The 13,655-nt window shown below is 61.5% G+C and carries 8 protein-coding genes; 6 read left to right on the top strand and 2 right to left on the bottom strand.

Features of this window, described 5'->3' with window-relative positions:
- Positions 1–148: 148 nt before the first annotated feature.
- On the bottom strand, positions 149–1,426 hold the full coding sequence (locus WNZ15_RS20935; RefSeq protein WP_342894962.1) for a type VI secretion system ImpA family N-terminal domain-containing protein: 1,278 nt from the start codon (positions 1,424–1,426) through the stop codon (positions 149–151).
- Between the two features lie 97 nt (positions 1,427–1,523).
- Positions 1,524–2,240: an OmpA family protein gene (locus tag WNZ15_RS20930; protein WP_342894961.1), complete on the bottom strand. Its 717-nt coding sequence runs from the start codon at positions 2,238–2,240 to the stop codon at positions 1,524–1,526.
- Positions 2,241–2,634: 394 nt separating this feature from the next.
- On the opposite strand from WNZ15_RS20930, the gene tssI reads away from it, so the two are divergent.
- The 6 genes from tssI to tssM are packed head-to-tail and all read left to right on the top strand — an operon-like array spanning position 2,635 to position 13,654.
- Entirely contained in the window at positions 2,635–4,461 is a 1,827-nt protein-coding gene (gene tssI / locus WNZ15_RS20925) for a type VI secretion system tip protein TssI/VgrG (protein ID WP_342894960.1), read from the top strand.
- A 50-nt stretch (positions 4,462–4,511) separates the two neighbouring features.
- Complete coding sequence (locus WNZ15_RS20920) at positions 4,512–5,108, top strand: hypothetical protein (RefSeq protein ID WP_342894959.1); 597 nt, start codon at positions 4,512–4,514, stop codon at positions 5,106–5,108.
- Between the two features lie 23 nt (positions 5,109–5,131).
- The gene (tagH, locus tag WNZ15_RS20915) at positions 5,132–6,904 is read left to right on the top strand and encodes a type VI secretion system-associated FHA domain protein TagH (protein ID WP_342894958.1); all 1,773 of its coding nucleotides are present in this window, start codon (positions 5,132–5,134) and stop codon (positions 6,902–6,904) included.
- 59 nt (positions 6,905–6,963) lie between these two features.
- On the top strand, positions 6,964–8,298 hold the full coding sequence (tssK, locus tag WNZ15_RS20910) for a type VI secretion system baseplate subunit TssK (protein ID WP_342894957.1): 1,335 nt from the start codon (positions 6,964–6,966) through the stop codon (positions 8,296–8,298).
- A complete protein-coding gene (gene icmH, locus WNZ15_RS20905) occupies positions 8,298–9,968 on the top strand; it encodes a type IVB secretion system protein IcmH/DotU (protein WP_342894956.1) in 1,671 nt (556 codons plus the stop codon). Before tssK ends, icmH begins: the two co-directional genes overlap by 1 nt.
- 32 nt (positions 9,969–10,000) lie before the next feature.
- Positions 10,001–13,654, top strand: coding sequence for a type VI secretion system membrane subunit TssM (gene tssM / locus WNZ15_RS20900; RefSeq protein WP_342894955.1), 3,654 nt, complete (start codon positions 10,001–10,003; stop codon positions 13,652–13,654).
- Position 13,655: the final 1 nt, after the last annotated feature.

Here is a 13,655-nt window from a genome sequence, read left to right as displayed (position 1 = left end):
CTGCGATTGTTCGAAACAGGAAGTGATCGCAGTCACACCATCGACGGTTTGGATTTTTCTTTCAAATATTGAGGACCTGTTGTTCGAATGAGTCAAGAAAGAAGCTTGGAGTTCGCGGAAATGGCGAAAAGCGGTCTCATCGCCGGGATCAGTCGTCTTCCGGCCGCAGGAACAGATTGAGCAGACCGGTGAAGGAGCCGGAACTCATGTTCTGGGCCTCGTCGAGAAGCATGGGGATCGGGCTGGTCGGTTCGTTGGCGGAGAAATAGCCCTTGACCGAAGCGATGCCTTTCATTGCGTCGGCCCGGTTCTCGATCACCATGACGGAAAAGCCGTCGATGTCGCCCAGATCCCGGTCGTCGCCGTCATTGAGATCGTTCAGTCTGTCATTCGACAATTGCAGGCCGCTTGTGCCCAGCAGCAGCGCAACGTCGTCAAACCGCCTCGGCATGAGCACCTTCAGGGCGTCGAGATAGGACTTGCCGACCAGACCGCGGGCCTCTCGCACCAGAAACAGCGCCGGGTGGGAGGGTTCCCTCGAGGCGAAATAGTCCTCGACCGCATCCAGGATGAGTTTTGCCTGCGCCGCGTTCTTTATGTCCGCCTGGTTGTCGGTGGAAGGCGCCCGTCCATCGGTGTCTTGCTCCGGATCGTCCACGGGCTCTTCCGTGTCGTCCGAATTCCGGCCAAGCCTCCGGTTCAGGTCGGCGCCCATCTCCTTGAGGAGAGACGTCAGGGCCTCGAAATCGGGAGGAGCCGCCTTTGCATTGCTTTCCTTGAGCCGGGTCGTACAGATTTCGGCAATGGCCTCGAGTTCGCCCGGCAGGTCGGAAAGATCCTGCAGAACTTCCTCTATGGCATCCTGTTCGATCTCTCCGGACGTCAGTGCCGCTTCGATGGCACCGAGCGAAATCGTGTGTTCGTCGGGCCGCGCCGTCGCGTTGCCGGCGGCGATCTGTATCGCGCGGTAACTGATCGGGCCGGTCCGGCGCGTCTTCAAAAGAGCAGCCGCCTCGAGCGGCAGGAACACCGACGGCCTGCTGTTCAGCGCCTCGAGCGTACCGACCCGTTCCATGAAGCCGAAGTCCGCGTCGGACGGGTGGACGCCGTCCCAATAGTTTTCCAGCAGCTTGCGGATAATGCGAACCGCATTGGCAAACGTGTTGAGCTGACCGCTCAGCACGCTGAATTGCGCCAGGGCGACGAGCAGCCTGAGGTCCCTGGATTGCTTCAGGAACCCGTCCATTTGCTTGAAGAGGTCGGAAAAGTCGATTTCGGCGCGGTCGAATTCGCTGAACCGTTCCGGCAGCAGTTCTTCGCAAGAATCGAGAAGCGCGGCAAAGGCCGGCTCGGTATCGTAAAGGTCCGGTCCACAGCCGGCGCCTGGCGCGACTTCGGTGCCGTATTTTTCCGGATCAAAACTCATTGCTGCCCCCCAGCCCGGACAAATGCTCCGGGTCCGGCCCCATGTCTGCTGCAGGCCAGGCCGGATTTCAGCCGACCGGGCCTGACTTGTTCGGTGACTACTGTTCGAGGATCAGCTTGCTTTCGACGCGCCGGTTCGAGGGATCGTTGAGATCGGCGACCTTGGGTCTCGACTTCCCGTAGCCGACTGTCTTCAGCCGGTCACGGCCAACGCCCAGTCCCACGAGAAACTCGCTCACCGCCCGCGCGCGGTCTTCGGACAGACGCTGGTTGTAGGACGTCGAGCCGATCCCGTCCGTATGGCCTTCGATCACGAAGGTTGCACCGGCAAGATCCGGATCCCTGATGCCTTTCGCGAACTCGCTCAAATTGACCTTCGCGGAAGGGCTCAGTTTTGCCGAAGCGTATTCGAAGGACACCAGAAGATTGAATGCGACATCGATCGCCTGGGTTTCCGGGTCGACGACAAGCGGCTCGGCGGGGCCTGATGCGGTCGCTTCGGTTGGCGCGTCCGGATTTTCCTGGGTGACGGCAACCTGTCCACCAGCTTCCGCCGCCGCATTCGGATTGCACTCGTCACGCGTGCCGATGCACAGCGCCCGGGTCCTTCCGGTGGGCTTCAGGGAACGCGTCTTGAGCTGCTTGAAGTGACGGGTCACCTCATCGGCGGAATAGGTCGGGTCCTGTGCGGCGGCCGGCAGGACCGGAGTGAATACAACGCCGATCAGGAGAGCTGCCGCGGTCGCGGACAGAACGCGGCGGCGAGCGCCTGGGACAGGCTTTTTGAGTATGGAAAAATCAATAATTCGGGTCACGGCTTCAATCCTCCCTTGTGGAGTGGTCGAATGCGTTTTCGCATCGGGCTTCGAAATACATCGTGCCATATCTTGACAATAATAGTGTGGCGAAAGTCACTAAAGTGCGATTTGATGTCAGTATGTCGGTTTGTAGCGATTTGGCAAGGGGCGGAGCTGCGGGATTGATGTTGATGAGCAGGCTAAGTAGTAATCTATAGTGGCCGAATTAGTAGGCTCGAAATCAGTTCACGGGCAGGGCGCCCTTGGATCGGCACGAAATATAGCGTTTAAAGTATTTGCAACAATTGTGTTCTTGAGCACATTATTTTTGACGGAAACGCAATAGGCACTGGAGGACGGCAGCTGACCGGCTGCCCCTGTCAGAACCAAAGTTTTTCCGAGGAGATCTTTCGTGGCCTTAGGACAACTCAAACAACAGCAGCGGATGGCCGAACTGACGTCGGTCTTCGGCGCGGATGAGCTCTCCATCGTCACCGTCGAGTGTGATGAGGGTCTGAGCGACGATTTCGAAATCCGTCTTGAGGTTGTCAGCCAGAAGGAAGATCTGGACTTCGACCAGGCGATCGCGACGCACATGACGGTCAAGGTGCTCACCAACAATGGCGACACCCGGTACTTTGACGGCTTGCTGACTGATGCCAGATGGCTCGGGCACCGTGATTCCTATTACATCTACAGGTTGGTTCTCCGGCCCTGGTTCTGGTTGCTCACCAAGAACTCGAATTGCCGTATTTTCAAGGACATGACAGCGCCGGATATCATTTCCCAGGTTCTCGGCGAACATGATTTCGCCGACCACAGAAAGAAGCTGACCGAAAGCTACGATCCGATCCACTACTGCGTCCAGTACCGGGAATCGGACTATGGTTTCTGCCGCCGCCTGATGGAGGAAAACGGGATTTCGTATTTCTTCGAGCATGAAGACGGCAAGCACACGATGATACTGGCCGATGCGAAATCCTCCTACAGCCCGATCATGGGGGATCCGGCGATTCCGTTTATCCCTCTGGGCGGGGACAACCAGCGCAAAGAAGAGCATCTGTATCACTGGATCCCGACGCGCCGGTTCCGGACCGGAAAATTTGCGGTCAACGACTACGATTTCGAGAAACCGAGCGCCTCGCTCGAGGCGGACCGCGATGCGGGATCGTCCTACCGCGCCGGGTCACTGGAGCGCTACGACTATCCCGGCCGCTATACGGAAAAGGACAAGGGCACGAATTTCTCCAAGATCCGGCTGGAGGCCGAACAGGCCGCCGACAAGCGGATCGAGACCGCAGGCGAAGTGCCGCGGATCCATGCCGGAGGCCTGTTCACGCTGAAGGAGCATCCCCACGGGCCGCAGAACAAGGAATACCTTGTGGTGCGCGCAAGTCACCAGATCATCGCCGAACAGTACAGGACAGGCGCCGGCGGTGCCCAGGGAGAGGCCTACACCGGCACATATGATGTTCTGGCCTCCGATATTCCCTTCCGGACGCCCGCCGTGACGGGCAAGCCCCGTATTCCAGGCCCGCAGACCGCGAAAGTCGTGGGGCAAGGCGAAATCGATGTGGACGAATACGGTCAGATCATGGTCGAATTTCACTGGGATCGCGACAAGACGCAGTCCCGGCGGGTGCGTGTGGCCCAGGTCTGGTCCGGCAAGAACTGGGGCGGCATCTACATTCCGCGTGTCGGCCAGGAGGTCATCGTTCAGTTCCTGGAAGGGGACCCGGACCAGCCGATCATTGTCGGGACAGTCTACAATGCGGAAAACATGCCGCCGTATTCCCTGCCGGGGGAGAAGAACAAGGCCGGGATCAAGTCCGACTCGACACAGGGCGGCGGCGGCTACAACGAGTTCGTGTTCGACGATTCGAAAGGACAGGAACTCATCGGCATGCACGCCGAGAAGGACATGGAGACCGTCATCGAGAATGACGAGATGCTGCATGTCAAGAATTGCCGGGAAACGCGGATCGACGTCAACCGGACCGAGGATGTCGGCAACAACACGACCGAGACGATCGGAATGAAATGGAAGGTGACGGCCGGCTCGAAGATCGAGTTCATCTGCGGCGCCAGCAAGATCACCATGACACCGGCGTCGATCAAGATCGAGTCCGCCAAGATCGACGTGATTGCCTCGGGCGTGCTGAACACCAAGGGCACGATGCACAATGTGACCGGCAGTGCGTTGTTGAAGCTGAAGGGCGGACTTGTGATGATCAATTGACGGCGCGGTGCTGAGACTGCGGCAACAGAAAAAGAACAGGAGTAGAGCTGATGGGATCACGTATCCGCTTTACAAGGGCCAAACAGGTATTTGAAGCTTATCCGGAGCTCTCTGATATTGTCAGCGAACCATCGGGCGAACTGGCGCCGGAAGACTATGCGATGGAACTGCAGGAAGGCGAGGAGCCGTTGACGGCACTTGCCTATTTTGCCCATGTCCTGCCGAAACGGGAGTCCGTCTGGTGGGGTATGAATTGCGTCGCCGGACTTGACGGGACCAGAAGCGAGGACGACCGTCAGGTGCTGGCGTTGAGCGAAACCTGGGTGCGCGAAGGCGACGAGGACGCGCGCGCTGCGGTGCATGCCGCAGCGGAAGCCTCGCGCGCGGACAGTGCGTCCGTCTGGATCGGATTTGCTGCGGGCTGGTCCGGCGGGTCGCTGTCTCCGAACCAGGAACACCGGGTCGAGATGCCTGACGATCTGACCGCAAAGGCCGTCAACACCGCGCTTCTGATCGCGCTCGGGACACTGCCCGCCTCCGAACGCGACGAAGCCCTGAAATCATGCCTCTCCGCCGGCCTGTCTTTCGCCGGAGGAGGGGCCATGCCGGTGGTGAGCGTCAAGGCACCCGCACCGGCCATGTCGTAGTCGAAAGAAGGAACGCCGCTAATATGCGCATTACGCTCCAGATCGAAAATTTCGACCGGTTGGAAACCGGCGGTCAGCTGTCCTACAGCTGCACCGCGCGCGGTTTCGACATCGGCCGGCATGAGCATCTCGACTGGAGCCTGCCCGACCCGAATCGTGTGATCTCGGGCAAGCATTGCGAGGTTCGGTTCGAAGGCGGCCAGTTTGTCCTTTATGACTTTTCCACCAACGGCACGTTCCTGAACGGTGGCCAGACGCGGATGGACAAGGCGCATGTGCTGAGGTCCGGCGACCGCGTGATGATCGGGGACTACATTATCCTCGTTTCCCTCGAAGCCGCGTCCGGACAGGAACATCCCGCATTCGCTCATGCCGCCTCCGCGCCGCCTGCCGCCGAGAGCTGGAGCGCGGCTCCGGCCGGCGCGGGCCCGGCCTGGCCGTCAACACCCGCGCCCGCTCCGCACGCACCAGGTCCCCACGCATCAGGGCCGCACCAGCCGGCACCATACCCGTCGGAACCAGCCGCCGGCCCGTGGGCGTCTCCGGGACCGGGCATGGAAGGGCGCCACGCGCCGCCGACATCCGATCCGGGCATCGGTACGCCTGCCGATGATGTCTGGAGCCAGCAGGGGCATGGCTGGGGCAGCGCCGATCCGGCGCTCTACGATCCCCAGGTGCATCAGCCGGATAGGGAACCGGCAAGACCTGTGCAGGCCGACCCGCTCGATCATCTGGCGCAACAGCCCCATCTGTTTCAGGACCCGGTGGCGGCGCCGCCTTCCGGTCTGTCCGCCGCTGCACCCGATACGCCGTTCCCGCCCGTTTCCGGGGAAACCGCCGGTGGGGCCGCGGAACCGATGTTCCAGATGCCTGATCTGGTTCCACCGGAAGGAAACCCGGCCCCGCAATCGTTCGCGGAACCGGCGATCGCCGCGCTCCCCGAGCAGCCTGCCGCGTCACCGTTTCCCGAAGCGCCCGCTTGGCCGGCTCCCGAGCCGGAGGTCGCCGCGGTACCGGCGCCCCGGCCCGATGCGGAACCGGTTCCGGACGCGGCCGGGAATGAGGCCGTGACCGCTCCCGTGCAGGCGCCTGTGGCTGCCGCCGAGAAAACCCAGGCGGCCGCTGTCGGGGTGCCTGTGGAGGTGGAGCAGCCGGCCGAAAGCACCGGACAGGCGCAGATCAATGCCGATGCCGTGGATTTCATTGCCGCTTTCGCGGAAGGTGCGGGCATACCCGTCGAGGCGCTAAAAGGCAGGGACCAGGAAGAATTCGCCCGCGAACTGGGCGGCATCCTTCAGGGCATTACCGGCGATCTGATGGGACTGCTCCAGGCGCGCAGCCAGGTCAAGGCGATGACCCGGAATGTCAATCGCACACTGATCATGCGCAGCGGCAACAACGCCTTGAAGTTCTCGCCCACGCCCCAGGTGGCTTTGCAGACAATGCTGTCGCACAGTGCCGAGGAAACGGGCTATCTGCCGATCACGAAAGCCATGTCCGAGGCCTTCAAGGACATTCAGAAGCACCATGTGTGGACCTACGCGGCCATGCAGAAGGCTGCCGCCCGTTTCGATGAGACCCTGTCGCCGAAGGCGGTCGAAGCGGAGGGGCAGGTCTCCAAGAGCGCGTTCGGCGGCCAGAAAGCCAAGCATTGGGACCGGTTGCAGGAACGGTGGACGTCTTTGACACAATCATATGACGATGGTCTGGTAGGTGTTTTCACGCAATATTTCACCGAAAGCTACGAAGAAATGAGTGATGACGAACCGGGGCAGATGTCCGGACGATTTGAATAAGTATTTTTTGCAGTTCAGGTGCGCAATCGCGCCGGCAGCGTTTAGGGAGCAGTGCCTTTATGTCGTGGTATAGCAAGGTTGCATGGACCGAAGGCCTGTTTTTGCGGCCACACCACCTGCAGCAGAGCGACCGTTACGCGGAACACCTGCTGGATGAAAGGGTGCGGCTGGCGTCTCCCTATCCCTGGGGCTTTTCCGACCTGGAAATCGATCAGGATGTCGGCCAGCAATGCCGTTTCGCCCTGCGTTACGGACGTGGCATCTTCCCGGACGGCACGGTGTTCAATTTCCCTGCGGACGGCACGCCGCCGCCCGCGATCGACGTTCCGGAAGATGCGGCCGGCCAGATCGTCTGGCTCGGCGTCCCCGAAACGACGGTCAACGCGGTAGAAGTGGCCAACGGCCGGGACGATGCGGCCACGCGATACGTTCAGGATCGCGAGACCATCATCGATTCGACCTCGACCGTCCGGCAGGAAGAGGAAATCGACGTCGCTCATCCGCGGCTCATCTATTCCATCCGCTCGACACCGCATCCCGGACAGGTCTGTCTGCCCGTCGCGCGGATCACGGAGATCAAGGACCGGATCGTCATCACCGACGGTGCCTTCGCCCCACCGGTCCTGGCCTGTCATGTGCATCCGGTCATTACCGGCTGGATCGATTCCGTCATCGGCTGGGTGGAACGCAAGCTCAGCGAACTGGCCCGTTACGCCGCCGATACGTCGGCCGGCGGCGGGCTGCAGAATTTCGACTACCTGACGCTGCAGCTTCTCAACCGAACCTATCCCTTGCTGATGCACCTGAGAAAATCCGCCTATGTGCATCCCGAGCGGGTCTATTCGGAATTTCTGCAGCTCGCCGGGGAACTGGCGACCTTCGCGACCGAGGAGCGCCGGGCGCGCAACTATCCGGTCTACGATCACGACAAGCTGCATGATATCTTCAAGCCCCTTCTGGCGGACATTCAGGCCTTCCTGTCGGCCGGGTACGACCGGCGTGCGATCCGGCTGCCGATCGAGCAGCTCGCACCGAATGCCTTCAAGTCGACCGTGGTCGACCGGAACCTGTTCTCGCAGGCAAGTTTTGTGATCGAAGTGGCGGCCCGCCGCCCGCTGACCGAAATCCAGAACGAATTTCCCCGCCTGTTCAAGGTCGGCCCGTTCGGCCAGATGCGCCAGATCGTCTATTCGAACCTGCCGGGCATTCCGCTGATTCACATGCCGGTGCCGCCGGCGCAAATCCGGGCTCTGACGGACCGGGTCTATTTCAGGCTCGACAAGACGACGCCGCTGTGGCGCGAATTCAGCCAGGATTCGGCGGTTGGATTGCAGTTTTCCGGCAACTGGCCGGAATTGCAGCTTGAATTTTACGCGATCCGGGAGGGCCGCTGATGTCTGACAAGGACGACCCTTTCGGCGTTTCGAAACGCAAGGGCAAGACCATTGTCATGCCGAACCCCGGCGGCCGCTGGAGCGAAGACCAGTCCGCGGGGGCTCCTCAGCAGCCTGGCCAGCAACCGGGCCAACCGCCACAGCAACCGGCGCATCCTCAAGCCGGCCCGGGCCAGCCACCTCATCAGCCACCTCATCAGCCGCCGCAACAGCCGCCCCAGCAGGGCCGCGGCGGGTCCGCCGATCCCTGGCAGGGAGGCGGCGCGGGCAGGGACCCCTATGCCGCCACGCCGGCAGGTTACGAATACGGACAGCAACAGGCTCCCGACCTCAGAACACCGCCGGCAGGACCTCACGGAGCCGCGCCGGCGCAGGGACCTGGACATCCGCAGGGGCAGCCCTCCGCGCAAGGTGCGGGGCAGTTGGCGCACACGCCGGACATCAAGCAGATCCGCGTGGCCAACCGAAATCCCATTTCCCGTGCGGCCGCACCGTTGCTGCTGCTGCTTGGACGCCTGCATCTGACAATGACCGATGCGCAATTCGATCAGTTGATGCGCGACGTCTACACGTCGATCAAGACCTTCGAAACGGACCTGCGCAGTGCGGGGATCACGGATGAGCAGATCCGCTCCGCGGCCTACGCGTTGTGCGCCACATCCGACGATATCGTTCAGAATCTGCCGTCTGCCGGTCGCCACCAGTGGACCCAATACTCGATGCTGACCCAGTTTTTCGGTCAGGCAACGGGCGGTGTGGAGTTCTTTCAGCTCCTGGAAAAGGCGAAACAGGATCCGGGCCGCAATTACGGCGTTCTGGAGGTCATGCACGCCTGCCTGTCGCTCGGCTTTTACGGCAAGTACCGGGCCATCCAGGGAGGGCAGCAGGGTCTTGAACGTGAACGCCGGGACCTGCATGAAATCTTGCGCCGGGTGCGCCCGCGTCCGGGCGATGACCTGTCCCCGCACTGGCGGGGTCTTGAGCTCCTGCAGAGGCGCACCGGCTTCTCCATCCCGATCTGGTCGGTCGCGGCGGTTGCGGCCGCTCTCCTGCTCGGTGGCTATGTGACCTTGATGCTGCTTCTGGCCAGCGGCAGCGAAGTCGTTGCGGGCCGGGCGGCGTCGATCTACCCGACGGGGCCGATCGAACTGGCCCGCGAAGGCTACCAGCCCAAACCGCCGCCCGCGCCGCCACCGCCCGAGGATCCGCCGATCGACTCGGTCTCCGACCAGCTTGCCGGTCTCGACGGCGTGGAAGTCATTCCGTCCGGACCCTCGATCATGTTGCGCATGCGCGCGCAGTTCGACGTGGCAGCGTCGACCCTGCGTCCCGAGTTCAAGTTACTGGTTGAAGAGGTCAGCCGGACCCTGGACAGGATCGACGGCGATATTCTCGTGGTCGGTCACACGGACAGCGATCCGATCCGCAACAATCCGCGTTTTCCGACCAACTGGCACTTGTCCGTGGAACGGGCCCAGTCGGTTGCCGATGTCATGCAGGCGGTCTTGCAGACGTCCGATCGCGTCCAGGTGGAAGGACGCGGCGCGGATGAGCCGATCGCGCCCAATACCAGCCGCGACGGCAAGGCGCTGAACCGGCGTGTGGAGGTTTTCCTGAAACCGTCGGGAGGCGTGAAACCGCCGGCCGGTGGATTGGTGATTAACAATTAGATCCCGGGCAACCGCGGAACAAGGTTTTATCGATGAAATTCTGGCTCGGCATAACGGCAATCCTTATCGGCATTCTCGCCCTGGTTGCCCTGATCTGGTTCGGCGGCCCGTTTCTGGCGATCGCGGGTGTGCGGCCGTTCGAACCATTGTGGGTGCGTCTGGTCCTCTCCCTCCTGATCCTTTTGTCCCTGGGAGGATGGCAAGCCTGGCGTGTCTACAGGCGCATCGCTGCCAACAAGGCCCTGGAGAGGGAAATTCTTCAGCCCAAGGCAAGCGAAGAGGACCTTCAGATCCTGTCGGAACGCATGAAGGATGCGCTCAAGACGCTGAAGACCTCGAGCGGCAGCGCGCGGACCTATCTCTACGATTTGCCGTGGTACCTGATGATCGGCCCTCCCGGAGCCGGCAAGACGACGGCCCTGATGCACTCCGGCCTGAAATTCGCAGCTTCCAGGGGCAAGGGGGAAGCACAGAAGCTGGAAGGCCTCGGCGGAACCCGATACTGTGACTGGTGGTTTGCAGAGACCGCGGTTCTGATCGATACGGCCGGACGCTACACAACGCAGGATTCGGACGAGGAGCACGACCGGGAATCCTGGCTCGGGTTCCTCAATCTTCTGCGCAAGGCGCGGCCGCGGCAGCCGGTCAACGGCGTCATGATCTCGATCAGCCTGGAAGATCTGATGACCCTTCCGGACGACGAGCTCAAGAAGCATTCGGATGCAATCCGCGCCCGCCTCATCGAGCTCTACAAGACCTTGAAAATCGATTTCCCGGTCTATGTGATCTTCACCAAGGCGGACACGGTCGCCGGGTTCATGGAGTTCTTCGGATCCTATCCGGAAAGCCGCCGAAATCTCGTTTGGGGCGCGACCTTCCAGACACGGGAAAAGACCAAGAACATGGTCTCCGAGACGCCGACGGAGTTCGACCTGCTGGTCGAGCGGCTCAACGAGGAGATGGCGGACCGTCTTCAGGAGGAGCCCGATCCGCGTGCCCGGCTGATGCTCTACGGATTTCCGACTCAGGTCGCCGCGCTCAAGGACAGGGTGACCGGTTTCCTGAATGCCATTTTCGAACCGAGCCGCTACTATCCCAATGCGGTGCTGCGCGGGTTTTATTTCACCTCGGGTACGCAAACGGGAACCGCCATCGACCGTGTCATCGGCTCGATGAGTCAGGCCTTCGGAACGGCCTATCAGGCGGCCGCGCTGTCGGGGCAGGGCAAAAGTTATTTCCTGCGTGATCTTCTGACCAAGGTGATCATCGGTGAAGCGGGCTGGGTGACCCATAATCGCCAGGCCGTGCGCGTTGCCACCGCGACACGCATCGCCGCCTATGCCGCCATCGCATTGGTGACGATCGGGCTGGGGAGCCTCTGGACGATCAGTTACCTCAACAACAAGGCGCTGATCGACGAGACCGCGAGGGCGGTGGACAGTATCCGCAGCTCGGGTGAATCCGTCCTGTCGGAACGGATCGTGCGCGACGACGACCTGCTCAGAACGGTTGATGTCCTCAACAAGCTGCGGACACTGCCTGCCGGCTATGACAGCCGGAACAATCCGACACCGTTCATGGAACAGTTCGGCCTCGGTCAGCGCGCGCGTCTGGAAGCCGCGGGTGTCACATCTTACCAGAGCGGGCTGGAAAGGCTGTTGCGGCCGCGTCTTCTCCTGAGGATCGAGGACCAGATGGCCGAGGTCCTTGACAACCGGACCGGACCCGGCGGTGAGGATATCGACCGGTTGTACAATCTTGCGAAGCTCTACCGGATGGTGGCGCGCGATGCGCCGGAGATCGACGAGGATCAGATCAAGAACTCCTTCCGCGCGGATTTTGTGCAGAGTTACCCCGGTCCCCAGGGCGAGATCTTCCGTCAGCCCCTGAACCAGCATGTCGCCTCGATGCTGGAACTCGATTTCAGCGGCCGTCCGCTGACCGATCAGCTCGACGGTGTTCTGGTCGCCGAAGTTCAGCGCGAACTTGCAAGGGTCAGCCTCGCGGAGCGCGGCTATGCTCTGCTCAAGTCACGCGCGAACGGACTGGCGAGTGAAGACTGGATTGCCGAACAGCGCGGTGGTCCCGACATGGAAATCGTCTTCGAAACGGAGAACGGCGACACCCTGGACACGGTTGTCGTGAACAAGTTTTACACCTATCCGGGCTTTCACCTGTCGGTCCTGCCCAATCTGGCCGGCATCCGCCAGGAACTTGAACGCGACAAATGGGTGTTCGGAGAAGTCGGCGAGGTCAATGCCTTCAACGACCAATACCAGTCGCTTCCCGGTGAAATTCTCGCGCTTTACACCCAGGACTTCATCGAAGCATGGGAAAGTGAGCTCGGGAACCTGAAATTCAAGTCGATGAGCGAGGACAAGCCGCTCTATACGACCCTTCAGGCGGTCTCCGCCCGCGCCTCTCCGGTTGTCCAGCTTCTGGAAAGCCTGCGCCGCGAAACCATGCTGACCCAGGAACAGACAAGTGAGGGTGTCGCCGGCGCGCTCGCCGGAGGCAGTGCGCAGAATGCGGGCTCGGAAGCCGCCGGCAAGATCTTCCAGCGCTATGTGCTGGATTCGTCCGGCGGCCTGAAACGCATCGGTCTGGAAGCAGGTCTGAAGGCGCTTGCGCCGAACGGCGTGACGGGGGCGATCGGATCGGCTGCCGGAGGCGGCGGGCCGGCCATCATTCCGGGCAAGGCGATCGAGGATCATTTCCGCCGCTACCATGAACTGGTCGAAGGCGAGAACAGCCGCAAGATCGATGCCCTGTTGCTCAACTTCAAGAACATTCTCGACAACCTTCTGATCGTTGCCAACAATCCGCTGCAGAGCGAGACCGCCAATTCCAACGTGCAGATCCAGGCCTCTCTGCTGCGCAGCAACGCGACCCGGTTTCCAAATCCGTTCGACAAGCTGATCCTGCAGGCGGCCAAGGAATTCGACGAGGAATTCAAGGAAACCTCGATCACCCAGCTGAACGAGAAGCTCAAGTCCCAGGTGGTCGATCAGTGCCGTCAGATCGTCGGCCGGAACTATCCGTTTGAAAACGGCCGGTCCGAAGTGCCCATGACGGAGTTCGCGAAACTGTTTTCCCCTGCCGGCCTCATGCAACGCTTCTTCGACGAAAACCTGAAGCCGCTTGTCGACACGTCGGCCAGGCCCTGGACCTGGAAGCCGGAGGTCTCGCAGTCCGACCGTCTGTCGAATGCCACGTTGCGGCAGTTCGAGCGGGCGGACCTGATCAGGCAGGCCTTCTTCCCGACCGGCAACGCGTTTCCCTCGGTTGGCCTCCAGGTGGTTCCGCGCGCGCTGTCGCAACAGGCGGAAGCGGCAAGCCTCGAGGTCAATGGCAACGTCGTGTTTATTACGCGGGGCCCTGGTTTCAATGCGGAAATACAACCCGTTCCGGCCAATTTCGACTGGCCCAGCAACACGGCGACACCCCGTGTCGTCCTGGTGCTCCAGCCGGATGTGCCGGGGTACCGGTCCCGTCAGGAAATTCACGGCGACTGGGCCTTCTACCGCTTCATCAAGGCCAACCGGGTCAGTTCAGGTCAGAACAAGTTCGTCGTGCGCAAAACTCTTGGCGGGCGCCAGGTGGCCTTCACCGTCACCTTGCGCACCAAGCCGAACCCGTTCTTCCTGTCCGCGGTCGGCGATTTCAGCTGCCCGTCGAGTTTCTAGC

Source organism: Roseibium sp. AS2 (assembly GCF_038900065.1).
Taxonomy (GTDB): Bacteria; Pseudomonadota; Alphaproteobacteria; order Rhizobiales; family Stappiaceae; genus Roseibium.
This window is presented reverse-complemented; position numbering and strand designations above follow the sequence as displayed.

Excerpts from the sequence above, each read along its gene's own strand:
- tssM (WP_342894955.1), top strand. The coding sequence starts at position 10,001 with ATGAAATTCTGGCTCGGCATAACGGCAATCCTTATCGGCATTCTCGCC.
- tagH (WP_342894958.1), top strand. The coding sequence starts at position 5,132 with ATGCGCATTACGCTCCAGATCGAAAATTTCGACCGGTTGGAAACCGGC.
- tssK (WP_342894957.1), top strand. The coding sequence starts at position 6,964 with ATGTCGTGGTATAGCAAGGTTGCATGGACCGAAGGCCTGTTTTTGCGG.
- icmH (WP_342894956.1), top strand. The coding sequence starts at position 8,298 with ATGTCTGACAAGGACGACCCTTTCGGCGTTTCGAAACGCAAGGGCAAG.
- WNZ15_RS20935 (WP_342894962.1), bottom strand. The coding sequence starts at position 1,426 with ATGAGTTTTGATCCGGAAAAATACGGCACCGAAGTCGCGCCAGGCGCC.
- WNZ15_RS20920 (WP_342894959.1), top strand. The coding sequence starts at position 4,512 with ATGGGATCACGTATCCGCTTTACAAGGGCCAAACAGGTATTTGAAGCT.